Below are 24667 nucleotides of genomic sequence, written 5' to 3'. Positions count from 1 at the left end.
CCGCTCAAGGTATACCGTTAAGGTACATCGCAGACAAGAGGAGGATGATGCGAATGAAATGGTGGTCTTCAAACCGGCTTCGCCTGATTCAAAATAATCTCCGCGAGATTGATGCGGATATGAATGTGGACCTGTTGATCCAGGAGCTGCAGGAGTTCCAAGCCAATGTGCTGATGATGAATGCGGGAGGAATCTTCGCCTTTTACCCTTCTGCACTGGAGCATCAATATGTCACACCTTATCTTCAAACTGATTTATTGCAAGAAGCTGTATCGAAGACCCATGAGCAAGGAATGAAGTTTATTGCCCGCTTCGATTTCAGCAAGGCGCACGAATCGCTTTTTGAGGCACATCCGGAATGGTTTTATCGTGACCGTAACGGACAGGAAGTGAACTATTACGGCATTGTGCATACGTGTCTGAATGGGGCGTATCAGCAGGAAAAGTCGATCGAGACGATTATGGAGGTGCTTGAGAGGTATCCGGTGGACGGCATTTTCTTCAATATGTTCGGATACCAGCATTGGGATTACAGTGGCAACCATTACGGACCTTGTTATTGTGACAACTGCAGACGTCGTTTCCAGGAGATCTGCGGGGCTGAACTGCTGGATTACACGGGGCCGGAGCATGAACTGCATCGAACGTATCTTCATTTTCAGGAGGTTACATCCAGGGCGATCCTGGAGAACATTGCAGACCGGGTAAAATCCCGTTGGCCGGATGTGGCGATAAGCACCTATCACCCGCACCGGGTTGACATCATTCGCAAGGAATCGAATACATCGCTAACCCGAAGCCTGCCTTTATGGCAGTATTCCGCTTCAGAGAATGTGGCCTCCGTCGTGAGCAGTTGGGACGATAAAATGGTCAGCAATTGCAGTATCAATGCCATAGATCTGACCTATCGATTCACGGGAGTGTCTCCCTATGAGACGGAAGTAAGGTTATATCAGAACATCGCCAGCGGCTCCGGACTTGATTTCTGTATTATAGGGGCTTTCGAGGGATATCCGGATCGGAAGAACTTTGAAACAGCCCGGGACATTTTCCGGTATCATGCAGCACATGAACATATCTATGGAAATCTTGCTTCCATGGCTGAAGTCATTTTGATTAAACCCAAGGCACCAGAGGCAGGGACTGAATATTTGGGTCTGTTCAAAATGTTAAAAGAAGCCCATGTCCTGTTCGATGTCATTGTCGAAGACCAGATTACCGCCATGGCACATAAGCTGGCCGCTGTGAAAGCAGTCATCCTTCCTGGTTTGCAAAGGCCACACATTGATACCAAGAGAACGTTGAGCAATTTGCTCAGCCAAGGCGCAGCGCTGCTTGCTACGGGAAATGCCTTAAGAGAGGATGCAGAAGCATTATCAGACTGGTTCGGAGCCGTGCATACAGGGAATACCAACTTGCTTCCCTCTGCCTATCTTCACGTGGGAGATGAAGAGCGTTTTCCCAGTCTGAAGGACCGGGAGTGGATCACGGTTAGCGGTAATTTTGATCACGTAGAATTTGACCCATCGAATACCGAATGCTGTATGCCGTATATTGAACCTGCATCATTCGGTCCTCCTGAACGGGCGTATGGACACCGGGTAGGGGACAGTTACGGGCTGGGAATCTCCAATCCACCAACCGGCGGTACAGCAGCCTATTACTCGTGGAATCCGGGTGTTCTGTATTACAGGCACGGTTTCGAAGATCACAAGCATGCCGTGGTGGATATTCTGGCCCGGTTGATCGGGGAGAACGTGTTAAAGAATGATCTGCCTGCCAGCACGGAGCTATTTCTGAATCGGACGGAACAAGGAGATGTACTTCTCCAGCTCCTGAACTTGTCCGGTTTCAACGGAACGACATATCTGGAAGCGATTCCGCTATATAACCGCACGATAGAGTTCCGCGATATAGGAGTACCTGTTCGGGCGTACTCCTTACATTCGATGGAGACCCTTCCCATTCAAGCCGAGGGGAACAAAGTCAGACTAACCATTCCCGAGCTAAAGCGGTATAAAGCCATTGTAATCGAGATGGAACATGTCCCGAAGAAAGAGGTGCATTAACCGAATGAAATCCCAGATACCTACGGTGAACCGTGCCACGGGCAAGCTGCAATCGGGCAGCCTTCTGTCACGAATGTACAAACACCGGATGATCTATTTGCTTATTTTGCCGGGACTGCTGTATTTCCTGCTGTTCAAGATTGTACCTCTCTGGGGACTGCTGCTGGCTTTTCAGGATTACAATCCGTTCCTCGGTTTTACGGGAAGTGAATGGGTGGGACTCAAGCATTTTAATGAGCTGTTTGCCAGCTCCAACTTCTACATCATGCTGCGTAACACGCTCGCCATTAATCTGATCGCACTGGTATTCCATTTCCCGCTGCCGATTCTGCTGGCACTCATGTTGAACGAAATTCGGCATGAGACGTTTAAACGCATCAACCAGTCGATTGTGTACCTACCACACTTTCTGTCCTGGGTCGTCGTTGCCAGCATGACGTTTTTTCTGCTCTCCACGGACGTCGGCATTGTGAACAAGCTGATTGCACAGAGCGGCAAGGATACGATCTCGTTTCTATCGGAACCGAATTATTTCTGGGGGCTGCTTACCGCTCAGAGCATGTGGAAGGAAGCCGGCTGGGGAACGATCATTTTCCTCGCGGCGATGGCGGGAGTGGACCCTCAGCGGTATGAAGCTGCCGTTGTTGACGGAGCCGGACGGTTCCGGCAAATCTGGCATATTACGCTGCCTGCCATCCGGCCGACCATTATCATTTTGCTGATCCTGCGCCTCGGCAGCATGGCGGATACAGGATTTGAACAAATTTTGCTGATGATGAATCCGCTCGTTCGTTCGGTTGGAGAGGTATTTGATACGTATTCCTATACGTACGGGATATTGCAAGGCAAGATCAGCATTGGGGTTACCGTGGGGCTGTTCAAGGGACTGGTTGGATTGTTCCTAATTGTGGCTGCCAACAAAATTGTCAGAAGACTTGGACATGAAGGCATCTATTAGTCCCATAGGTGGGTGGACTGTCAGAAAGGAGGATAGGTTATGAGCTTTGTTGTGCAGAAAAAAGGGCTCACGCTCTTCGACTGGATCAATTACAGTCTGGTTGCATTGATCTCGCTGGCATGTATATTTCCGTTCTTATATGTCTTCAGCGTTTCGTTTACCGATCCGAAGGTGTATGTGCCGCTCAAGTTTTATCTGTTCCCGGAGAAGTGGTCGCTGGAATCCTACCGGTATATTTTATCAACCAACAGTTTTATCAATGCGTTTAAAAGCACGTTGTTTATTACGGTTGTAGGCACCATACTGAATATTATCGTATCCTTCACCATGGCCTATGGGTTAACGAAACGCTCTCTGCCCGGGCATAAGTGGATTATGGGATTGGTCATTTTCACCTTGGTCTTTAGTGCCGGGATTATCCCAAATTACTTGCTCGTGAAGGAGCTGGGACTGTTAAACTCCTATTGGTCCATGATTTTGCCTGGACTAACGAATGCCTGGAGCCTGATTGTGATCAAAAGCTTCCTGGAATCGCTGCCTTCGGAGCTGGAGGACGCGGCACAGATTGATGGATGCAGCGATCTCACCGCATTTTTCCGAATTATTGTACCGTTATCCATGCCAGCGATCGCCACGTTTACATTATTTTTTGCGGTAGGACACTGGAATGCGTATTTCAATGCATTGATCTATTTATCCGATTCAAGCAAATGGACGCTGCAGCTGCTCATCAAAACACTCGTTATCGATTCAAACTCCGTCGCCGTAGCTCAGGCTGGGGCAAGTGATGAAAGCGTTGTGCCGCAGGAGACCATTCGCATGGCGTCAATCGTACTCGCGATGGTGCCGATCCTGATCGTGTATCCATTTTTGCAAAAGCATTTTGCCAAAGGGGTCATGATTGGCTCCGTCAAAGGTTGAACGCTGCTGAAGTTAAATTATGCTTTATGTATAAATGCAAACGCTTACCAATCTGACGATAAGGGAGATGAAGGCGAATGAACAAGGGGAACAAACGATGGGCGACATGGCTCTGCATGTTTCTGGCAGTAACCATGCTGGCGGCGTGTACGGGGAACAGTGGTTCAGGTGAAACGGCTGGCAGTACAAATAGCGGGGAATCCGGTGGAGACCAGCCGCTGGACATCAAGATGTTTGCCGGATTGTACAATGAAATTCCCGATATGAACAACGAATACTGGACCGAATGGGAGAAGCGGACCAACGCCAAACTCGATATTGAATGGGTGCCTTCAGGCGATCTGGATACGAAGCTGGATTTGCTGCTCGCCTCCGGTGATCTGCCAGAAGTGGTGGCCTACCAGAATCAGATTCGCCCCACGCTGATTACTGCGATCAAGAACGGCGCGTTCTGGGACCTGACTCCATTCCTTGGAGATCTCAGCGAATATCCGAATTTGAAGGAGAATCTGGCGCCGGATGCGCTCAAATACCTGTCGGTGGAAGGGAGTATTTACGCCGTCCCACGCTCCCGTTCCCGGGTTGATGGCGGACTGAAAATTCGGGAGGATTGGCTGAAGCAGCTGAACCTGCCGATTCCCAAGACGTTTGAGGAATATAGAGAAGCACTGAAGAAAATCGTGGACAGTGATATGGATGGCAATGGCAAGAAGGACACGGTTGGCCTATTATTCGTCAACAACCCACCTGCCATGTTCCAAGCCGGATTCGGGGCATATAACCCAACCTATGATAACGATGGCGGGCTGATGAGCCCTGGATTAACACCGCAATATGTGGAGATGGTCGAGTGGTTCCGGGAACTATACGCCGATGGGCTGCTCTCCAAGGAATATGCTGTCATGAAGGAGAGTCAGGCCGAGGAACTATTTAAGACCAACCGGGCGGCTTCTTACGGACGTCCAATCTGGTGGGATCATGAATGGGAGCAGGCCATGAAAAAATCAGGGCAGCCTGACGCCAAAATTCTGAACTTGTCTCTGACAGGTCCTCATGGAGACGCAGCGGTCGGTCTGGAGACTGGTGTCGCGGGTGGATTCTACATTTCCAAGAAGGTGCCTGAAGAGAAGGTGAAGCAGCTCCTGAAGTATTTTGATCTGACTGCTTCCCAGGAAATGACGGACTTTGCCTACTATGGAATCGAGGGTACGCACTATACGGAGCAGGATGGTCAGAAAGTGCTGACGGAGCAAGGCGTCAAGGAAGTGAACACAACGAGCAAAGGGGCAGGTGTGCTCGCCTATGCCAAGTGGGGCAAAGTGATTAGTGCTTCCGGAGACAAAGCCTATAATGACGCCAAAATCAAGGAAGTCGAGAATTTCGATGAAATTGGAAAGATCGACTTCTACCGGGTGATTACCTCGGAGGCCTGGAGAGAGACATGGCCCAAATATGCAGACGAGTACAGCTCCATGTTGACCCGAACAATTGTTGGACAGATCAGTGTTGAAGAATTCAGAGCCTATGTAGACAAGTTGAACAGTCAGCCGGACATCAAGCAGGCTTATCAGGAAATGGCCAAGGCTTATGAGCAGTTTAATCAACAATAACGAGGTAAAGGAGAAGCGATGAAAACTCCCATACTTAGCGATAAGGAACAACGTCCCTGGTGGCAGCAGCCGCTGCGCATCATTCAACCTAACATGCAGGTGAAGGACACCGAGAGGATTGATCCCGAACGGCTTGCGGAACAAATGCTCGAGATGGGTGCCAATGCCATGGTGTTTAATGTGGGTGGAATCTATGCCTGGTACCGATCGAATGTCGCATTTCATGTTCAAAATGAATACTTGCCCCGCGGCAGCGATCTACTGCGGGATATGATCCAGAGCTGTCATCAGCGCGGGATTCGCTTCATTGCCCGCTTTGATTTTAGCAAGGCAGAGGACTCCGTTTATTTGCAGAAGCCCCAGTGGTTTGTCCGCAAGGAAGGGGGTCAGCCGGATATTATCGGCGCCACCCGGCCGGGGGCCTGGCCTCTGTTGATGTCGACCTGCATTAACGGAGGCTACCGTAACGAAGAACTGGCGGTTCCTGTAATCCGGGAAGCACTGGAACGTTATGAGATTGACGGTGTCTTCTTCAACGCACCCGGATATGTATATTGCCAATGCTCGCATTGTCATAAGAAATACAAGGGACTGTATGGGACAGAGCTGCCGAGTACTTCAGCAGAGCTGGCGTCTGATTTTGCAGCCCGCTGCTTCGATGATAATCTGGGCCGGATGTATCAGGAGATCAAGGCTGTTCGGCCTGAGGTACCGATGATTCTGTACTACAATCTGCATCGGGATAATCTGGAGCAACGGGTGTCCATTACCGACATGCTCTGTACTGAACCGCAGGATGTGTTGTCGCTGGGGCACACCCGTATCCCGGAGTTCTGGCAGCCTGCGCTCAGTATCAAGGTGGGGCGCTCCGTTCCGGGTCGTCCTGATCCCTTCGGCATTGTACATTCTTGCCCTGGCATGGACTGGCGGCATACCGGGCTTCCGCCTGCCGAATACCGCTTCTGGCTCTCGCAGATTCCAGCCAATGGCGGTCAGCTCTGGCATTCATTAACCGGAATCCCGGATACGATTACGGATAAGCGGATTTTGCGAACCGTAACAGAGGTCAACAGGGATGCAGCGAAGCTTGCAACCCATATGGACGGCGCACAACCCGTGAACCAGGTGGCACTCATGTGGAGTGCCAATCGTTCAGCGGAAGGCTTGGCGGAGACGCTCATCCATAAGCACATTCCCTTTGATGTGATTCTGCCTGAACAGGTGGGCACTGTGAACCTGAACCACTATCCGGTCGTTATTTTGCCTGAAGGATTCGCACATTCATCCCATGTTATAGATTTGCTCCGCGATTATGTGAGTCAGGGAGGTGGCCTTATCGCAGAGGGAGAGCTGCCGAAGATGGAAGAACCGACGGATACGATGCTGATGGACCTGTTTGGTATTTCCGGGGAAATGCAGGAGAGCGAGTATTTGGCTGCATCCTATCTACGGTTTGAACAGATATCTAGCACAGACAATGAAGGAAATCCACTGCAGCGGAAGCTGGAGGAAACGGAACTTATACCGCATCGAGGTAAGGTGATGTACTGTAAGCCCAAGGATGCAGATGTTCAGGTATTGGCAACGTTAGTTCCTCCGTTCTCTCCGTTGGAAAGTGTAGGGGCGCCTCCGGAACGGGCCTCACTGGCTGTTAAACAAACCGATCTTCCGCTGGCACTGTTGCGAAGCTATGGCACAGGGCAGACCTTATATTTCCCATTTTCGCTTAGCGGTCTTATACAGGAATTCAAATTGGAGGAGCATTTTCGGTTGTTTGCCAATGCTGTTCATGTGCAGCTGAATAATAGAGCTCTGGTATCGATCACGGAAGCACCCGGTTTACAGCTGACTGTTTTCCGCAAGGATAACGACCTGCTGATTCATCTGGTGAACGGGGCAGGACGCAGACCGCTATCATCCATGCTCCCTATCCATGATATTGAGATTACAGTTCTAACAGGGGAGGATCATTCTGCAGGAGACGCTGAAGCGTTAATCGCAGGAACGAAGCTTAAGACAGAACGGTCTGGAAATAAACTGAAAATTAGCGTCCCCAAGCTGGACGTTTGGGAGTGTATCTGGGTACCTCTCTTGATATAATGAACCCGAACAGAGACATGCGAAAATGAGCCTAAGGCAGCATACGGGGGTGATTCCATGAGACAGGTAATGCACACCATCCAATCAGCGCTTGACCGCTGGTTCGCAACGAATGGTTATCTGAAAAGACTGATCTGGTTGGGCTGCATGTCGGTGGTCATCCCGGTGGTGCTTGCCGGAAGCGCGTACTATCATTTCTCGATGATCAAACTGACCGAACAATTTCAGGATAACAATATGGCCTCATTGAACTTGCTCAAAGACAGGGTGGAGAATATTCTGACCAATATTGAGCATGAATCGATGCAGCTCGCCAGTGGCCCGTTGATGCGAAATGCATTAGGCAGTGCTCATTATGAGAGCGATTACTTTCTCCACTTGGATCTGCTCGATCTGTTTCAGCTCCACAAAAACACCAATAATCTAATTGAAGAAATGATCTATTATGATGCCAAAACAGATATGGTTCTGTCCCATTATTACGGATTGGTTTCGCTGGCAGACTACAAGGAAAAGCAGGACATGGGGGCTGCTCTGGAAGGCCAGGCAGCTGCAGGTTGGAGGTATCTTCCCGAGTCCGGAGAAGCGGGCTATATCTCCTATGTGAGGCAAGTGCCTGTCATGGGACAGGGAGAACCGCGCGGCGTGGTCATACTCCAAGTGAAGGAACAGGAGCTGCGGAGTTTGCTGCGCAGCTATTCCGTCAGTCTGGAAGATCAATCCCTCGCCATTCTTAATGCGGACCAGCAAATTATTTTGCACACGGACGGCCCTGGAGAGATTGGCAAACGGGCATCAGAGGACGAGGTGCTGCAGCAGATCGCATATGCAGAAGGCAGAGAACGCTCGGGCCATGAGGTACTGAAGGGGGAGCAGGGGAATGAGCTTGTGGCATATGCCTCAGCCTCCATGGGGAGGACCTATATATCCCAGCTCCCTGAGCAGGAGATGATTGCCCAGTTGAATTGGATCAAGGTGCTCATCTTGATCTCGGTGTCCATCTTTGTGTTGGTCGGTATGCTGCTCACCTGGTTCAGCTCACGGCTAGCCTATAACCCTATTCAGCAGCTGCTGCGGTATGGGGAGCACTTGCGCAGGAACGGGCAGGAAACAGCTCCCCAGGGGAATGAAATTGAATATATCCGGTCTTCGCTCAGCTATCTCAATGAACAGACCGAAACCCTGAATCGGTATATAGAGGGCATACAGCCAGACCTCCGCGATCGTTTTTTGCAGAGATTACTGCAATCCAGCGGTTCATGGACCAGCAGCAGGTTGGAAGAAGAATGTGCCAGACACGAGTTCCGGACAGAGGGACAATTTTTGGTGCTGGTCGTCAAAGTGGAAAATCTGGTCAAGAAGAAACGATTTTTACCCAGTGAAGGCCCCGTCATTGTATTTGCCCTGAGAAACGTCATGGATGAACTGCTCAGCCAAAACTCGGATCTGACGGGGTATGTTGTAGACAAAAATGATAGTGATTCGGTGGCAATTCTGCATTTCGATTCAGAGATTTCTGCTCGTGAAGCGAGGCAGAGGGTATGCAGCTATGCAGAGGAGATTCATCACGCACTGGATCAATACCTGTCTTTCTCGGCAACGGTGGGCGTAGGGCGTCCGGGTCAACTGCATGGGATCGCAGAGTCCTTTCGTGAAGCGCAGCTTGCCCTGCAGTATCGGCTATTTGATGATGCCGAGAACGTTCTGTTCTATGAAGATATTCTGACCACCCAGCGTAATCCGGTCTTCATGTATCCCCGGGAGATCGAAGAGGAGATTCTTGAATCCCTATGGAACGGAACGCTTACGAATGCGGAGGATGCGCTGCATCGGTTTTCCAAGAAAGTGCGTGCTTCCGAATCCTATACGGTCATGATTCAGGGATATCATATGCTGCTGTCGGCCATTATTCAATTCATGGAGACGAAGGGACCCGGCATGCTTGAACGACTGGGCAGCAATCTGTTCGATCAGCTGCAGGAGAATCAGACATCGAAGGAGATGCACGACTGGTTTATCGGTGTGCTGTTTCCATTATGCATTGAGGCCAGTCAGGATCTTCGCACCAATTCATCCCGCCTGATTGTTCAGCGGGTCTGCGAGCATCTGAGCAGCCATCCCGAAGGAATGCAGTCACTATCGGATTGTGCAGAACTCGTGAATGTCAGTCCTTCCTATCTAAGCAGGCTCTTCAAGAAGGAAATGGGGGTGTCCTTTATCGAATACATGATGAATCTGAAGGTGCAAAAAGCGAAGCAATTGTTGAAGGATACCGATTGCACCATTACGGAAATTGCCGAACAGGTGGGATATTCGGAACGTAACCTGAACAGGGCCTTTCAGCGGTTTGTTCAGATGTCGCCCAATCAATATCGAATGTCGGTCCGCTAGATTTCATGTAAATGATAGACGGCGGCGTGCGAAAGCTATAACATACAGATATAGCAATCCAAGACAAGCACCTCACCAAACCATAGAGATACAAGGAGGAAACCTACGATGACAAATACGACGAAGGCACCTGGAGAGACGAAAGTTGGCTTTATCGGTACAGGCGTTATGGGGAAAAGCATGGCAGGTCACATCCAGAAAGCGGGCTATCCGCTGCATGTGTATACCCGCACAGCTGCCAAAGCGGAGGCGTTGGTGAATGAAGGGGCCGTTTGGCACGATACACCAGGCAAGCTTGCGGCTGAGTGTGATGTCATCATCACCATGGTAGGATATCCGAAGGATGTAGAGGAGATTTATCTTGGCGAGGACGGTCTTGTGGCCAATGCCAAACCAGGTTCATTCCTGATTGATATGACGACATCCAGTCCCATGCTGGCTGCTCGCATCTTCGAGGCGGCAGAAGCCAAGGGGCTGCATGCCTTGGATGCACCCGTATCGGGTGGAGATATTGGCGCACGCGATGGCAAGCTGTCCATCATGGTTGGTGGCACCGAGGAAGCATTCGAAGCGGTACGACCGCTGTTCGAATGTATGGGCACCAACATTGTATTGCAGGGCAAGGCCGGTTCCGGTCAGCATACCAAAATGTGCAACCAGATTGCCATTGCATCCGGCATGATGGGCGTATGCGAAGCACTCGCCTATGCCAAGAGTTCGGGGCTTGACGCGGAGAACGTGCTGAAGAGCATTGCTACCGGGGCAGCCGGAAGCTGGTCGCTGAGCAATCTCGGTCCGCGCATGATCGCAGGCGATTTCGAGCCTGGATTCTATGTGAAACATTTTATTAAAGACATGGGAATTGCCCTCGAATCGGCCAAAGCCATGGGCATGAAGACGCCAGGACTGGCACTGGCTGAATCCCTGTATCAGGAAATATCCAGAAACGGTCTGGATGAGAAGGGCACGCAGGTGCTCTATACGTACTATCTTCAAGCATAAATAGCATTTTGGTAAGCGGCAGCGTGTTCTTTTTCTTAAATGGAAAGGGATGCGCTGTTTTTTTAGAATTTTCAATGGATCGCATGTGTCTAAAGTCACAATATTGGTTAAATATTTTCGTATACTTTGGTTTGTGCAAGGAAATTAGGCCTGATGACCTTTATTTTTACCCGTCTTCATCCGACATAAGTAATAGAAGTTTACATAATGGAAGTCCAACGATGTTGTTATGTTGTTCAATTGTCGTAACCGATCACCTGTAACTCACACTAAATTGTAGAACGGAGCTTGCCCATGTTCAAAAAAATCCTGTCTCTGTTCAAGACACAGCCAGAGCTTGCGAGTTCAATTACGGCCACGGCCCCTGCGATGCCGGATACGGGCCCCGTACCTGCCCGAATGACGCGGAGCAGACGCAAACCCAAATCCAAATCCAAACATGAAGCCGCCTGGATTAGCGAGCCGGAAGAACCGACTACAGCAGAACGACTGTACAGTCTCCCGGGACAATATAAAGTTTTGAGTGATCTGCTCGTGGCTAATCCCAAATCCCGTTCAGGCTATTCTCAGATTGATCATGTTGTTATTGGTCCGCGGGGGATCTTCGTCATCGAGACCCGTAACCTGACAACAGGCGAGATTCGGGGTGGGCGCAGAGAAGCCAACTGGACGGTCAGTACCAGTCGCATTAAGATGTATAATCCGCTGATGCAGCATCGGGGTCATGTAGAGGCGGTTCATGCACACCTCGGAGATTATAAGCGGATCCGCATGATTTCCATGGTGACCTTCACCAATCGCTGCCGGATCAGTGTCGATCCTGCGGTACGGTATGTGAATTCCGATGAACTGGTGATATATGATCATGAATTGGTTGAGACGATTCTGCGCAAAACGGAAAGACTCGAAGCAGAAGTGCCTGAAACGTTGTTTAAGGAGCAGGATATTCAGGCCATCTATTCCCTGCTGTCGTCAGCCAATTGCACAGAGCCTCAGACTCGGGCGGAACATATCGAGAAGGCTAAGGGGATTAAATAGCGTATAGATAGGTTTTCTTGCAGACACTGTCGTCCTTCGGGATGACAGTGTTTTTTTGTACTTTTGTCGGGGGCATCCAGTCATGACAGCTCAAGGAGACAGGTACATCGTCGTATACACCCAGGATTTTACTTATGTTAGAATGTAGACCAATACTTACCTGTGAATACGGCATGTTATCCGAAGATAGATCTTAAGGAGAATAGGAGTTCAATCGTACATGCCATGGTTAATGTAGATTAGATGCATACATAAGATAAGGGGAAGATTATACCATGAGATGGATACAACCGATTCGGATGTTTACCTTGATATTCAGTTTGGCTGCAGTTTTATCCGCATGCGGTGGCGGGGACAAGGAAGCAGCCAGCCCAGCGCCTGCCCAGGAGGCAGCTGAAGCGACAGCAGACAGCAGTACAGAGCCATCCGGTGCTGATACGGCAAAAGAGAATAGTGAGAGTAACGCGGCGGAACCAGCCGCGGATGCTACGGAGACGTTGAAAGAACTGCAGGATCAATACGCTGACAAGCTGGGCTATATCCGTATTCCGCTGGACGACCATCCGGTTCGCCGGGTTAGTGAGGAAGGGTCCAAGAATATTAACGTAGCCAATTACAGTGATACTGTTGTCGATATGAACGCGGAGGTTCCGATTCATGCCAATACACAGCGTTTAATCGATGATGCCTTTCCTTTCTTTACAACTGTGCAGGCACCTGACGAGTCCTACATTACCTGGGATGAAGCCACCAACCTGGAGCGCGCGATGGTCAAGACGCTGTTCATTTCACGTGAAGGTCTGCTGATCACCGAGGATGCGATGAATAACAAGGATTACAGCAGCCAATCGTTTCAGGATTCCATGGATTTCTTCAGAGTCACCGCAAAATTCGAATCCATGGCTCCGGTTGCACAGCATCCATATGACATTACGTTAAGCGAACTCTACGACAAGGCCCGCAAGTCATGGGGAGAGCTGGCATCAATGGACCCCAAGCAGGATGAGGCAGCGTTTGCCGAGAAGTACCAAACGGCGAGAACCGATGCCAATAATGCGATGGGGCTGCTTAACATATTGCTGTCTACGAATGAGGAAGAGCGTATGGAACAGACATACGGAAAGTAGAAGCGCGGCCTGTCCTATTCATGCATGCATGGGCCCCAACAACTTACCAACATAAATGAAAGGTCCATCCGATAAGCGGATGGACCTTTTCGGTTATTTCCTATATTCAAGGCAGATGAATGGTTTGAATATGATCGGTATGCATAATCAAGGACTGACCTTCTGCCTCTACCAGTTCAATCAGCTTATTGTCTGCGGACTTCAGCAATCCAGCCCGATATGGCTTGTCACCAAGATTCAGGATGACAAGTTCACCAACCATTTTCTGAAGCTGTTGGTCCATTGTCCTTGAAAGAGGCATGGACGCAGGCTGAATGGGGAAATGCTGCTGGCTTAGGGAATAAGGCGTGCTGTTGGTTGGAGAAGGAATGATATATTTCAGATGATTGATGGAGACGTAGACCGAATGATGCAGCGGAGAGAAGAAGATGAAGTAGTCGTTCATAATGTTCGTAATATAACCATGCAGCGTGCGTCCGCCTATCGAAATTTCACTGAATCTGCCACGAGCATTCATTAATATTTTGCGATACGATATATTGTTGTGATCCATCTCGGGATCAGGCACAGGCACGCTGGAGGTAGAACTGGCATCGCCCCCTTTGGTTATGTGCATGGATTGAAGGTGATGAAGAGGTACATAGGTGAATCGTTGATCTCCGTAAACCACAATCAGGTCCTGACCCATATCAATGATCTCACCCTGAATTGGAAGTTTACAGCCGGATAGTGTCAATTCGATGGATTTTCCAAGCCACATAGTTGGGAATTTCACAGTATACCTCCTCTCAATATAGAATAGACGTCCAAATATATAGGGAAAATAGGCTGACAATTAGACTAATTGGTATCACTATGAAGGTTACTTTCATATACTGTTTCCAAGAGACTCGAACATGGTGGGTCTTCAAAATAAACATCCAGATCAACGTTGCTAGAGTACCTATCGGTGTCAGCAAGGCGCCAATATCACTCCCCAGAATGTTGGCAAGGTAAGCCAGATGCAGCTGGGTATCACCTAATTGAAGATCGGTTACTGCAAAGGTGCCAATCATGACGGAAGGCAGGTTATTGAGCAGATTGGATAATAGAGTGAGCATTAGACCCGATACGGCAATGAGACTGGCGTCACCACCTTCTATCATGGGCTTCATCCACTGAACGATAACAGCTGTCATTCCAGCCCGGTGAAGACTATCCACGATAATATAAATGCTGAAGGCGAACAGCAGAATGTGCCAGGGCGTTTGAGTAACTACATCCTTAAGTCCAGTCCGGGTGCGATACCAACGCACAGCCAGCATCAGAACAACACCAGTGATCGCGACAATCTCCATAGGAATTCCCCACTGCTCAGCGAGAAAGTAGCCTGCACGAATGAATACAACAATCCCGATACAGACACGGAACAACCACCAGTCTACGCTCTTTCCACTATCTGCTCGTGGTGTATCCTGATCTCCTGTTTGCAGCGGATGATACCCCGAACCCGATGTGGTTTGCATGGACATGGGGTAGTGATGAATAACCTTGGGAATACTTTTGCGAAAATAATAGAACAGCAGTATGGTCATCACCATGATCCCCAGCATCGATGGCACAAACATCATCTGGGTGTAGGTGTTCAGGTTTAATCCAACCATTTGCAAGGCGATGAGATTAGCGAGATTACTAAGTCCGATCGGGGCACTGGAAGCTGTAGCGATGAGTGCACCTGAGATCAGGTAAGGTAATTGCTGATGCACCTTGAGGCGTAGAATGGAACAGATTCGGAGGATAATCGGAGTTGTAATCAGTATACTGCCGTCGTTGTTGAAGAAGATGGTCATAAGAAAACAGAGTAATAGAATCAGCCAGAATAAACGGAAGCCAGAGCCTCGTGCCTTTTCGATCATATTGATGGCGATCCAGCGAAAAAAACCGATGCTCTCAAGAATGATGGACATAACAATAGTCGAGAGAATGGTTACGGCAGCACCGGAAACAATCCCGAAGATGCCAACAATATGAGCGAAGCTGCTCACACCAGTAATCACAAGAAGAAGGGCGCCAAGCGAGGTAGGAATGGATTCATTTAATCCGCCAGGTCGCCACATCAGGAAAATGACAGTAATAATAAACACCCCGAAGGTTAACCACAACTGGTAATCAGGCATTTACTGTGATTCACCTCCAAGGGGGAGAAGTCCTGGTGGAGATTGAATCGAATGTTCGTGGGTTGGAGCGGGCCTTCCGGGCACAACAACCCAGTATAAAGGCACACCGATTAAGACAACGGCAACGAATATCAACATGATGTTTCCCCCCTTTAAACTGGTTGATAACCTAAGCTGTCACGAAACGATTAAGATCTCTTTTTACCGCCAGACTTGTTGCCACCGGATTTATTCCCGCCAGATTTGTTTCCTTTGGATTGGTTGCCTTGGTTGCCGCGCGAACGGTTGCCTTGAGCTCCCTGGGAACGGTTACCGCGTGATTGATTGCCTTGAGCGCCTTGTTGGGCACCTTGGGAGCGATTACCCTGGTTGCCTTGAGCGGCCTGATTACCCTGGGATTGGTTGCCTTGAGCAGCTTGGTTTCCTTGGCTCGTGTTATTACCATTATTGTTGTTGCTATTGTTAGAGTTATTGCTATTATTGTTGTTACTACCGCGTACAACGGATACGGATTTCACATGTTGCAGGGGAATACGAACGATCTCCTGGTTTTTCAAAGCCATAACCAGTTGATTCTGATTGGCATCGGCCAGAATGCCTTCGACTTTCTCGGGACCTCCCCGGTTGATCTGCACACGACGGAAGCGGAGTGCCTGCATAACCCCGAGAAACGTATTGGATGGAATTGGGTTTCCTAAGGCTGCAGCTCTGTTTCCACCGGAACGGCCTGTCTCTGTAATGCTTTTAACATGGTTTTCATTGACATAGACGATACCTTCCTTGCAGCTCACCGCCATATAGTCCCACCGTACGTCCATCAGCGTGCCCGTTACGGAATCTGGGCCACCCCGGTTAATCTTGATCTCTCTTCCGAGCAAACCTCTCATACCTTGACCATTCATAGACATAGTGTTGCGCCCCTTCCATGATATAAGTTCAGATGGACATTAATGGCGGATGTTTTGTTGATCCCCTGCATTCGTCATTCGTGTCTGTCTGTAGTTTAATCATATGAAACATACCTCTAAGAGGGACTAGCCAGACAACCATTTCTATACTATTTTGGCTATAATCTATGAGATGATGAAGATAATCATAGATTAACGGCACGATTATTCCGCATTCCGGAAGGTGAGCTTGCAGGTGCTATGAATGGACCTGTGTATCTGCCCTTACGGCTTGCTGTGCTCCTGCATAGGATGATGTAACAGCCTACGGGCAATCTCAGGAGTCTTCGAAAGGCGGATGGAAATGGCTTTACCTGTCTACCACATCAAGGTGTCCGATAACGAGTATCAACAGTTAACATCAGATATCTGGTCAGATACGTTTGTGAGCGGAACGATGCTGATGGACGGCAAACCGCTTCCCATCCGAATTCGATACCGGGGAGGGCACACACGTGGCTATGTCAAAAAGTCTTTTGAGATTCGAACGTCCAGCAGAACATTTCATTTCAATGCCGAGTATGATGATCCCTCATTGCTGCGCAATGCACTCTCGTTCCGTTTTTTTGAATCCCTTCGGGTTCCGGCTCCGTCGACGCAGCACTGCATACTGTATCTAAACGGAGAGCTGCAGGGTGTCTATTTACGTATTGAGGGAGTTAAATCGTTCTTTTTTCGTCAGCGAAAAATGCCTGTTCGAAGCATCTTCTATGCGGTAAACGATCATGCGGGATTCGCAATGAATTCGACTGAAACAAACACGGATCTACTATCCGGATACACACTGATCCGCGGCAAGGACGAGGATCGCACGAGGCTCCGTACCTTTATCCAACAGCTGAATACGAAGTCGAGGCAGGATCTGCTTCGCTTTTTGCAGGCAAGAATGGATACGGATAACTATTTGCGATGGCTGAGTGGGGCTGTACTTACAGGCAATTTCGATGGATTCCATCAGAATTACACATGGTATGAGAAGGTCAAGACCCGGAGGTATGGGATCCTGCCCTGGGATTATGAGGGGACTTGGGGAAGAAACTGTTATGGTGCAAGAGTAGATCCGAACCTGGTACGGATTCAGGGATATAACAAACTGACTGGACGGCTGCTTGCTTTCCGCCTTTTCCGTCAGCAGTACAAGAGAATGATGAAGCTGTATCTGAAGAACGTTTTCACCGAGAAACGGATTATACCGGTAGTTTACCGATTACACGGTCAGATCCGTGAAGCTGTGGAGCAGGATCCCTACATGAAATGGCCGATGAATGTTTTTTATGGTGAACCCGAGAAGATTCGTACCTATGTGGCAGAGCGCCGGGAATATCTGCAGAAGGAGTTACACCGATTGTAGGTGCCTCGATATATGGTGAAATGATAAACTTTGACCACTGCAGGCAGGGTCAGGGTTTTTCTGTTTTTTTGAACAGGGGTGTGATATGTTTTTAAGCATAAGACGGGAACGGGATAAGGGTGAGGTGCGTGTACAGGATAGGGTGGGACAATTTTTGTAAACGCTTTAAATTCAGAACGAAACTAGTTTTGTTTTTGTCGGCTGCGACGGTATTCATCTCGGGAATGACAGGGCTGATCACATATCGTATCCATATTGCCCTATTCAACGAAGAAGTCAGTCGTCAGTATAGTCTTACAGCAGAACAGGTTCTGGCACGGCTCGATTCGCGGGTCAACGACATGTACAAGGTCACGGATTACATCACACTCAATCCTTCCGTGAAAAATGCCATTAAGGCACAGGCTGCAGGCATCTCGTCCTACGACCAGATGAAGCTTGAGGATGAACTGGATGATCAGTTGTACCAGGTAAGGCTGGATGCACCGGAGATCATGGGAATTCGCATTTATGATCTGAAGGGAAATATATTTAATCTGGGCGCCTTTGCCGGCTCGTTTCAACAGATGAATCCTTCCTACTTGGCCGAGATGGTTCATAAGCTGGAAGGGACGGGCGGTGAATATGTGTGGAATCGTCTGGGGCCGGATGCTTTTCTGCAGGAAGAGCAGTCCAATTGGATTATGGCTGGACGATTAATGCGCTCGGTTGATCTGGAAACGTACGGAGTGATGTTGATCCTGTTTAACACCTCGCTGTTTGAGTCGTATCTCAAGGACCTGCGATTGAACGAGGAAGTTGCTGTTGATCTGTTTGATGCGGAAGGGCAGCTGCTATATGCGTTTCATAATCCGAATATAGACCCACCACCGCTTACACAGCTAAATCTGGGGGCAACCGAAATCAGGGACGAGCAGGGATCGACTCATTTGTATACCAAACAAACCTCGGACAAGGCAGGCTTCACACTGGTAAGCAAAGTATCGCTCGCACAGATTCAGAACAAAGGGAAACTCATCCTGCAAGTTGCCGTGTTCTCTGCCGCAGCCAGCATACTATGCTCATGGTTCATCATCACGATCATTAGCGGCAGATTGCTGCGTCCACTTGCCAGTCTGGTCAATGCGATGAAAAGAGTGCGCGATGGCCGGTTCGATACTAGGGTCCGAATTGAGACGCGGGATGAGCTGGGCTTCATCGGTGAACGGTTCAATGCAATGGCTTCACGGATTGATACGCTCATTCATGAGGTGTACGAGCGGGAACTCAGTGAAAAGGAAGCCGAGCTCAAAGCCATTCAGGCGCAGTTGAACCCTCATTTTCTATATAACACACTAAGCATGTTTTTCTGGAAATTCTATATGCTGGGCGATGACAAATCCGCTCGTCTCGTTACGGCCCTGTCTGAAATGCTGCAGTACACATTGGAACCCGTGCAGCGATTAACGACTCTCCAGGATGAGATGACGCAAATCGATCATTATCTGCAAATTCAACAGGCCAGATATCAGGAAGCATTATCCGTAGAAATTTCAATTCCTGCGGAGCTGCTTCGCTGTCAGGTGATCCGATTGCTGCTTCAGCCTATCGTCGAGAATGTGTTTGTCCATGCCTTCTCAGACAAGAGGGATAATCGCCGTTTGCAAATTCGTGGTTTGCAGCTGCCAGGACATGAGACGGAGAAGGAAGCGGACATGCTCATTATTGAAATCGTAGATAACGGCTGCGGCATGGATGCAGCGGTCATTGAACGAATAATGAAGCCAGTTTCACATGCGGAAGAGGAACGTCAGCATATTGGTATCCGAAGTGTACTCCGAAGAATCGAACTGATTCATGGGGAGCCTTATGGTGTACAGATCGAGTCTGCTGTGGGTGAAGGGACGCTTGTACGCCTTCGTTTACCATATCAGATCGGAGCAGGACACCATGCGCGGGAAAGCGGATGATAGAGAGGAGCAGGTGCTGTGAATGGACGAATGCTTGTAGTCGATGATGAAGCGTTATTCCGTCAGGGGCTAATTCATCTGGTTCGGAACAACCCTCTTGGATGGGAGGTTGTGGGAGAAGCTGCAGATGGAGAAGAAGCGATTCAGGCAGTGCACAGCTGTACGCCTGATCTGATAATTACGGATATTAACATGCCTGTGATGGATGGTCTGGACTTGGCTGAACGCATACATGAGAGCGGGCGGGATATCATGATTATCATTTTGACAGGGTATCGTGAATTTGAATATGCACAGCGTGCCATCCGCTATGGAGCCATTGAATTTCTGCTCAAGCCGTTCTCCCTCGATGAAGCATGCAAGGTGCTGCGCAAGGCACATGAACGATATCGCCGGAAGCAGTCGGACATCCGAATCAGGGAGCAATACCACCAGGTGGACCGTACCGAGAGATGGCGCGAAGAACTGGCTTCAATGCTGCTTCATCAGCAATTTGAGGAGATGAACAATTGGGTGGAAGACCTGCTGGAGGAAGCCGCCCGAATGCCACTGCCCCAATGCAAATCCGAGATTCACTTGCTTATGAAAGTCTTGACGGACATGCTCGCACAGCAGCTTCAGCCACAGGAGTCCGGGGGATTGGACACATTCGGTCCAGATCCGCTGCTGTGGATTCATACCGTGCCCGAAGTCGTTTCATGGGCTCGCTCGAAGAGTGAAGAGTGGATGGATATGATGATGCGCCTGACCCGGGAACAGCAGGATCATGTGATCACACGTGTCATTCGGTATATTGAGATGAATTACGCCGGAAGCTGTACGCTGCAGGCCGCTGCTGTTCATGCGCATGTGACGCCAAACTACCTGAGCCATTTGTTCAAAAAGGAGACCGGACAAGGCTTCAGCCAGTATGTCAGCAAACGCCGGATCGAGAAAGCGAAACTGCTGCTGCAGAGCACCCGGCAGAGCATGGCGGAAATAGCAGAACAGACTGGGTTCGATAACTCAAGCTATTTCACAACCGTATTTAAACAGGCAACAGGATTGTCTCCTCGCGAATATCGTAAGCAGGGGGCTGGAGATCACCACGAGTAGCACCTGTTCTTATGTGTTTAACTGCCAAGATCAGATCATAAGGAATCTGTATGGTATGCATACAGCCTCGTTTTCCAAGGACAACCCCACCATGTGGGGTTATTTTTGCGTAGAATTTTTAAAAAGGATCGTTAAATAACAAATGTTTACGCTTACATTTTTATCTAAAATACAGCTATAACACATCAGCAGCAGAGAGGAGTGATGAATATGAAAGGCGAGCTGGCCGCTGGAACGCCATCCGGAGTACAACCACCGGATCATGAAATGAAGCATCGAATCAGGCAGCAGCGGCTGAGACGGTTCAAGACCAATATTCCGTTAATCCTGATGTTTATGCCGGTGATCCTGTTTTACCTGACCTTTCGTTATGCTCCCATCGGAGGACTCGTCATGGCCTTCAAGGACTATAACTTCTATGACGGGCTCTGGCATAGTCCATGGGTAGGCTTTCAACATTTCCAGACGCTGTTCAGCGATCCGCGCACGGTGGAGATCATCCGTAACACCTTGTTCCTCAGTCTGTTAAGCATCGTCGTAGGATTCCCCATTCCCATTATCCTGGCCATTATGCTCAATGAAGTGAGAAACATGGCCTTCAAGCGGACGGTGCAGACCGTGGTCTACATGCCGCACTTCTTCTCCTGGGTCATTATTGCGATGATGATCATGACGGTTTTCTCATTGGAAAACGGGATCGTAAACCGCTGGGTAGAAGCTTGGACAGGTGAACCTTACCCGTTTATGTACAACAAGGGCTCCTGGATTGCTGTGTTCGTCGGGTCAGGGATATGGAAGGACATGGGCTTCAACGCCATCATATTTCTGGCCGCACTAACGACCATCGATCCGAGCCAATACGAGGCTGCACAGATGGATGGGGCGAGCAAAATGCGTCAGATCTGGCATGTGACCCTTCCGGGAATACGTTCGACGATTATTCTTCTGCTCATTCTGTCGATGGGCCGGGTGATGGAGGTCGGCTTCGACCAGGTCTATATGCTCCAAAATTCCAATGTCAACGAGGTTGCTGATGTCATCAGTACGTATATTTATCGCACGGGTCTTCAGGGGGCACAGTTCAGCCTGACGACGGCGATGGGATTGTTCGAATCCCTGGTGGCCTTTATTCTCATCTTTTGTGCGAACTACATTGCACGCCGATTCAACGAAGGTTTGTGGTAGGGAGGGAGAACAGCATGAGAAAAACCAGAGGAGAAAAAGTCTTTTATCTGATCAATTATGTGTTGTTATCATTGGTTGCCGTCAGCTGCATCCTGCCTCTTCTGAATATCATTGCTTTGTCTTTCAGTGATGCAAGAGCCGTCGTGTCCGGTAACGTGGGGTTATGGCCAGTCGATTTCACCTGGTTCTCCTATCACAGCCTGATTACAGGGACGCCGATTCTGAACGCGTTCTGGAACAGTGTGGAGATTACGTTAATCGGTACAGGGCTCAGCATGGCCGTGACCATTATGGCGGCATATCCGCTGTCACGGAGGCACTTTTATCACCGGCGATTTTTTACGATGGCGATGGTGTTCACGATGATTTTTAACGGTGGACTCATTCCGACTTACCTGGTGGTGCAAAACCTGGGGCTGGTGAATAGTTACGGTGCACTCTGGCTGCCTGGCCTGGTGAGCACGTATAACATGCTGATCATGCGCTCCTATTTTGAAAATCTGCCCGGGGAAGTAGACGAGGCGGCTCGCATGGACGGTTGTGGTGAGCTGGGACTGTTGTTTCGCATTGTACTGCCGCTATCCAAACCTTTGCTGGCGACCATTGCTCTCTTTTACGGCGTGGGGTACTGGAATTCGTTCATGAGCGTGATGATCTACATCAACGATACATCCAAATACAACATGACTGTACTGGTCCAGAATATGATTATGTCCAATCTGAACGTACAGGACTTTACCGATCCAACGATGATTTCGAATCTGACACCGGAAGGTATTCGGGCAGCAGCCGTGATTGTGATGGTCATTCCCATTTTGGTGGTATATCCGTTTTTGCAGAAGTACTTTGTCAAAGGGGTTATGCTTGGTTCGATCAAAGGGTAAGACAGGCGAGCGGGATGTGGTCATATTGCATGGGTGTCATATTACAGGAGAGAAAGAGGGTCTTATCTATGGCGTTAACGATGAAGGCATGGATGAAGTCGAGTCTCGTTCTGGGCTTGATCGGCGGTTTGCTGGCAGGCTGTACAGGTGGGGCTGGCAGTGAGCAGGCAGAAGGCGAAGGCAGCAGAGGGAACATCACATCAACGATCTATGATCGAGGTGCGGTTCCGAGCGGTATGGGCACGATTGAAGATAATATGTGGTCCAAGTGGATTAACGAGAACGGACCGGCAAATGTCAAATATACAGCAGTCCCCCGCTGGGAATCCCAGTCCAAGTTAAACGTATTATTTGCTTCAGGCAGCGCGCCGGATGTCATTTTCGAATTCGGTACGCCCATCCGCAATACCCTGTTTAATCAGAAACAGCTTATGCCGCTGGATGACTTGATCGAGAACTCCAGCGTGGAATACAAAGCACTCATGGAGAAATATCCTCAGCTGAAGAAGGCCGGCATCAAAAGCGATGGCAAGTTGTACGAGGTCGGACGCATGAACGAGGTATTTCCACTGACCAGCTTTTTCATCCGGGAAGACTGGTTGGAGAAGCTGAACCTGGAGGTGCCGACGAACGAGGAAGAGATGCTTGCTGTCGCCAAAGCCTTCACGGAAAATGATCCGGATGGAAATGGCGCGAATGATACATATGGCATCGGCGGGTTTCAATTTGGGGATACAGCAGGCCTGTTCCGCTATATGTTCAATGCCAACTGGGTCAATGTAGAGAATGGTGAAGTTGTTGTGGGTCCAAACCACATGAAGGAAGCGACTGTATTTAAACGTGCCTTGTTTGAAGCAGGCGTGGTAGATAAGGACTTTCTGACCGATAAGGACGGTGCCAAGGCGAAGCAGGATTTCCTGAATGGCAAAATCGGCATGTATGCTGCCATGACATCGGATTATACGGGTTTTGCGGCGAAAGAACTGGATACGCTGATGCAGAATGTTCCGGAAGCTAAACTAAAAGTCATCGCGCTGCCAACCACTTCGGTTGGACAGTACACGATGGTATGGAACAACCCGGTGCAGATGACGGCGGTCGTGAATGCACGTGCCAAAAATCCCGAAGCGGTCATGAAGTATATTGATTTTTTAACCAAAACAGAGTCCGGTCGAACCTTCAAAAATGGATTTGAAGGTACGCATTACACCCTGAACGAGCAAGGTTGTCCGCGTATCTCCGATCAGGAGAAATACAAGCAGGAGATTAGCTGGGCAGGGGACTACGCCATGATGTACAGCCGCCTGGAGGAAGGCAAATGCGGGTATACCGAAATGCTGTTCAGCGAGGAAATCCCATCCCAGAAGGAAGGGCTGCGACTGTTCAAGGAAGCAAGGGAAGTATACATGACGAATCTTCCGGTCGGAGAGGGCGTGACCCACTCGGAACATATGCCGCAGCTGCCGAAGGAGCTTCAGGTGAAGCTGACCAATGTAACGACAGCCATCAACGATATTTTCACACGCTCCATCATCGGGGGCAGCAAGTATACGGTGGAACAGGCTGCGGCGGAAGCCCAGCAGAAGTGGGAGCAAGGCGGAGGGCCAGAGATCGAAGCGTGGTACAAAGACTGGTGGAGCAAGGAAAAGGATAATGTGCTGGTATGGGACGATTTCTATGAAATCTATGAACAGCAGCAGGCTGATTTTAAGAAGTCGGAGTGAACAGATTCTTATATAGTTAATGATTCAGCCTGGGCCTATCGCCCAGGTTTTTTTCCTTAATGGATATCCTCTTGTCCATTTCAGGTTAATAATGAGAAGGAAAGAAGATATTAGCGATTCCAACCTGTAAAATGAGATATAATAATCGTATTGGGTACGT

19 protein-coding genes are annotated in these 24667 nt (G+C 49.2%); 15 read left to right on the top strand and 4 right to left on the bottom strand.

The window, feature by feature from the left end; genetic code table 11:
- Nucleotides 1-53: 53 nt before the first annotated feature.
- From GUA98_RS12715 to GUA98_RS12675, 9 genes are all read left to right on the top strand, one after another.
- Nucleotides 54-2069: a family 10 glycosylhydrolase gene (locus GUA98_RS12715; protein ID WP_167301684.1), complete on the top strand. Its 2016-nt coding sequence runs from the start codon at nucleotides 54-56 to the stop codon at nucleotides 2067-2069.
- Between the two features lie 4 nt (nucleotides 2070-2073).
- On the top strand, nucleotides 2074-3027 hold the full coding sequence (locus GUA98_RS12710; protein ID WP_153977080.1) for an ABC transporter permease: 954 nt from the start codon (nucleotides 2074-2076) through the stop codon (nucleotides 3025-3027).
- Between the two features lie 39 nt (nucleotides 3028-3066).
- Nucleotides 3067-3948, top strand: coding sequence for a carbohydrate ABC transporter permease (locus GUA98_RS12705; protein ID WP_095288713.1), 882 nt, complete (start codon nucleotides 3067-3069; stop codon nucleotides 3946-3948).
- Nucleotides 3949-4025: 77 nt separating this feature from the next.
- Nucleotides 4026-5558 (top strand): extracellular solute-binding protein, encoded by a 1533-nt coding sequence (locus tag GUA98_RS12700; RefSeq protein WP_153977081.1) that lies wholly within the window; start codon nucleotides 4026-4028, stop codon nucleotides 5556-5558.
- An 18-nt stretch (nucleotides 5559-5576) separates the two neighbouring features.
- The gene (locus GUA98_RS12695; RefSeq protein WP_153977082.1) at nucleotides 5577-7658 is read left to right on the top strand and encodes an alpha-amylase family protein; all 2082 of its coding nucleotides are present in this window, start codon (nucleotides 5577-5579) and stop codon (nucleotides 7656-7658) included.
- A gap of 57 nt (nucleotides 7659-7715) precedes the next feature.
- Entirely contained in the window at nucleotides 7716-10049 is a 2334-nt protein-coding gene (locus GUA98_RS12690; protein WP_153977083.1) for a helix-turn-helix domain-containing protein, read from the top strand.
- A 108-nt stretch (nucleotides 10050-10157) separates the two neighbouring features.
- Nucleotides 10158-11051 (top strand): NAD(P)-dependent oxidoreductase, encoded by an 894-nt coding sequence (locus GUA98_RS12685; RefSeq protein ID WP_193723227.1) that lies wholly within the window; start codon nucleotides 10158-10160, stop codon nucleotides 11049-11051.
- A gap of 294 nt (nucleotides 11052-11345) precedes the next feature.
- Complete coding sequence (locus GUA98_RS12680; RefSeq protein ID WP_193723226.1) at nucleotides 11346-12089, top strand: nuclease-related domain-containing protein; 744 nt, start codon at nucleotides 11346-11348, stop codon at nucleotides 12087-12089.
- Between the two features lie 275 nt (nucleotides 12090-12364).
- Nucleotides 12365-13216 carry a hypothetical protein gene (locus GUA98_RS12675; RefSeq protein WP_193723225.1) on the top strand — a complete coding sequence of 284 codons (852 nt, stop codon included), beginning with the start codon at nucleotides 12365-12367 and terminating at the stop codon, nucleotides 13214-13216.
- A gap of 106 nt (nucleotides 13217-13322) precedes the next feature.
- Here GUA98_RS12675 and GUA98_RS12670 read toward each other — a convergent pair whose 3' ends face one another.
- The 4 genes from GUA98_RS12670 to GUA98_RS12655 are packed head-to-tail and all read right to left on the bottom strand — an operon-like array spanning nucleotide 13323 to nucleotide 16280.
- A complete protein-coding gene (locus GUA98_RS12670; RefSeq protein ID WP_321573872.1) occupies nucleotides 13323-13991 on the bottom strand; it encodes a DUF2642 domain-containing protein in 669 nt (222 codons plus the stop codon).
- Nucleotides 13992-14004: 13 nt separating this feature from the next.
- Entirely contained in the window at nucleotides 14005-15372 is a 1368-nt protein-coding gene (locus GUA98_RS12665; protein WP_193723224.1) for an arsenic transporter, read from the bottom strand.
- Complete coding sequence (locus GUA98_RS12660) at nucleotides 15373-15510, bottom strand: hypothetical protein (RefSeq protein WP_193723223.1); 138 nt, start codon at nucleotides 15508-15510, stop codon at nucleotides 15373-15375. It abuts the gene before it with no gap.
- A gap of 50 nt (nucleotides 15511-15560) precedes the next feature.
- Nucleotides 15561-16280 (bottom strand): hypothetical protein, encoded by a 720-nt coding sequence (locus GUA98_RS12655; RefSeq protein WP_193723222.1) that lies wholly within the window; start codon nucleotides 16278-16280, stop codon nucleotides 15561-15563.
- A 337-nt stretch (nucleotides 16281-16617) separates the two neighbouring features.
- On the opposite strand from GUA98_RS12655, the gene GUA98_RS12650 reads away from it, so the two are divergent.
- From GUA98_RS12650 to GUA98_RS12625, 6 genes are all read left to right on the top strand, one after another.
- Nucleotides 16618-17670, top strand: coding sequence for a CotH kinase family protein (locus tag GUA98_RS12650; protein WP_153977088.1), 1053 nt, complete (start codon nucleotides 16618-16620; stop codon nucleotides 17668-17670).
- Between the two features lie 224 nt (nucleotides 17671-17894).
- A complete protein-coding gene (locus GUA98_RS12645; RefSeq protein WP_227779597.1) occupies nucleotides 17895-19619 on the top strand; it encodes a sensor histidine kinase in 1725 nt (574 codons plus the stop codon).
- 30 nt (nucleotides 19620-19649) lie between these two features.
- Nucleotides 19650-20714 carry a response regulator transcription factor gene (locus GUA98_RS12640; protein ID WP_227779596.1) on the top strand — a complete coding sequence of 355 codons (1065 nt, stop codon included), beginning with the start codon at nucleotides 19650-19652 and terminating at the stop codon, nucleotides 20712-20714.
- A 267-nt stretch (nucleotides 20715-20981) separates the two neighbouring features.
- On the top strand, nucleotides 20982-21899 hold the full coding sequence (locus tag GUA98_RS12635) for an ABC transporter permease (protein WP_193723432.1): 918 nt from the start codon (nucleotides 20982-20984) through the stop codon (nucleotides 21897-21899).
- A 14-nt stretch (nucleotides 21900-21913) separates the two neighbouring features.
- Nucleotides 21914-22783 carry a carbohydrate ABC transporter permease gene (locus tag GUA98_RS12630; RefSeq protein WP_153977092.1) on the top strand — a complete coding sequence of 290 codons (870 nt, stop codon included), beginning with the start codon at nucleotides 21914-21916 and terminating at the stop codon, nucleotides 22781-22783.
- Between the two features lie 68 nt (nucleotides 22784-22851).
- The gene (locus tag GUA98_RS12625) at nucleotides 22852-24507 is read left to right on the top strand and encodes an extracellular solute-binding protein (RefSeq protein ID WP_162009895.1); all 1656 of its coding nucleotides are present in this window, start codon (nucleotides 22852-22854) and stop codon (nucleotides 24505-24507) included.
- Nucleotides 24508-24667: the final 160 nt, after the last annotated feature.

The sequence above is a fragment of the Paenibacillus sp. P13VS genome (assembly GCF_015143645.1).
GTDB lineage: Bacteria > Bacillota > Bacilli > Paenibacillales > Paenibacillaceae > Paenibacillus > Paenibacillus xylanilyticus_A.
Note: the sequence above shows the minus strand (reverse complement) of the source record. Positions and strands in the feature narration are given on the sequence as shown.

Bases quoted from the DNA above. Each gene is read 5' to 3' on its own strand.
- GUA98_RS12710 (WP_153977080.1), top strand. From the start codon at position 2,074: ATGAAATCCCAGATACCTACGGTGAACCGTGCCACGGGCAAGCTGCAA.
- GUA98_RS12665 (WP_193723224.1), bottom strand. From the start codon at position 15,372: ATGCCTGATTACCAGTTGTGGTTAACCTTCGGGGTGTTTATTATTACT.
- GUA98_RS12655 (WP_193723222.1), bottom strand. From the start codon at position 16,280: ATGTCTATGAATGGTCAAGGTATGAGAGGTTTGCTCGGAAGAGAGATC.
- GUA98_RS12645 (WP_227779597.1), top strand. From the start codon at position 17,895: ATGACAGGGCTGATCACATATCGTATCCATATTGCCCTATTCAACGAA.
- GUA98_RS12635 (WP_193723432.1), top strand. From the start codon at position 20,982: ATGAAGCATCGAATCAGGCAGCAGCGGCTGAGACGGTTCAAGACCAAT.
- GUA98_RS12630 (WP_153977092.1), top strand. From the start codon at position 21,914: ATGAGAAAAACCAGAGGAGAAAAAGTCTTTTATCTGATCAATTATGTG.
- GUA98_RS12700 (WP_153977081.1), top strand. From the start codon at position 4,026: ATGAACAAGGGGAACAAACGATGGGCGACATGGCTCTGCATGTTTCTG.
- GUA98_RS12705 (WP_095288713.1), top strand. From the start codon at position 3,067: ATGAGCTTTGTTGTGCAGAAAAAAGGGCTCACGCTCTTCGACTGGATC.
- GUA98_RS12650 (WP_153977088.1), top strand. From the start codon at position 16,618: ATGGAAATGGCTTTACCTGTCTACCACATCAAGGTGTCCGATAACGAG.
- GUA98_RS12680 (WP_193723226.1), top strand. From the start codon at position 11,346: ATGTTCAAAAAAATCCTGTCTCTGTTCAAGACACAGCCAGAGCTTGCG.
- GUA98_RS12675 (WP_193723225.1), top strand. From the start codon at position 12,365: ATGAGATGGATACAACCGATTCGGATGTTTACCTTGATATTCAGTTTG.
- GUA98_RS12690 (WP_153977083.1), top strand. From the start codon at position 7,716: ATGAGACAGGTAATGCACACCATCCAATCAGCGCTTGACCGCTGGTTC.
- GUA98_RS12715 (WP_167301684.1), top strand. From the start codon at position 54: ATGAAATGGTGGTCTTCAAACCGGCTTCGCCTGATTCAAAATAATCTC.
- GUA98_RS12685 (WP_193723227.1), top strand. From the start codon at position 10,158: ATGACAAATACGACGAAGGCACCTGGAGAGACGAAAGTTGGCTTTATC.
- GUA98_RS12660 (WP_193723223.1), bottom strand. From the start codon at position 15,510: ATGTTGATATTCGTTGCCGTTGTCTTAATCGGTGTGCCTTTATACTGG.
- GUA98_RS12640 (WP_227779596.1), top strand. From the start codon at position 19,650: ATGCTTGTAGTCGATGATGAAGCGTTATTCCGTCAGGGGCTAATTCAT.
- GUA98_RS12625 (WP_162009895.1), top strand. From the start codon at position 22,852: ATGGCGTTAACGATGAAGGCATGGATGAAGTCGAGTCTCGTTCTGGGC.
- GUA98_RS12695 (WP_153977082.1), top strand. From the start codon at position 5,577: ATGAAAACTCCCATACTTAGCGATAAGGAACAACGTCCCTGGTGGCAG.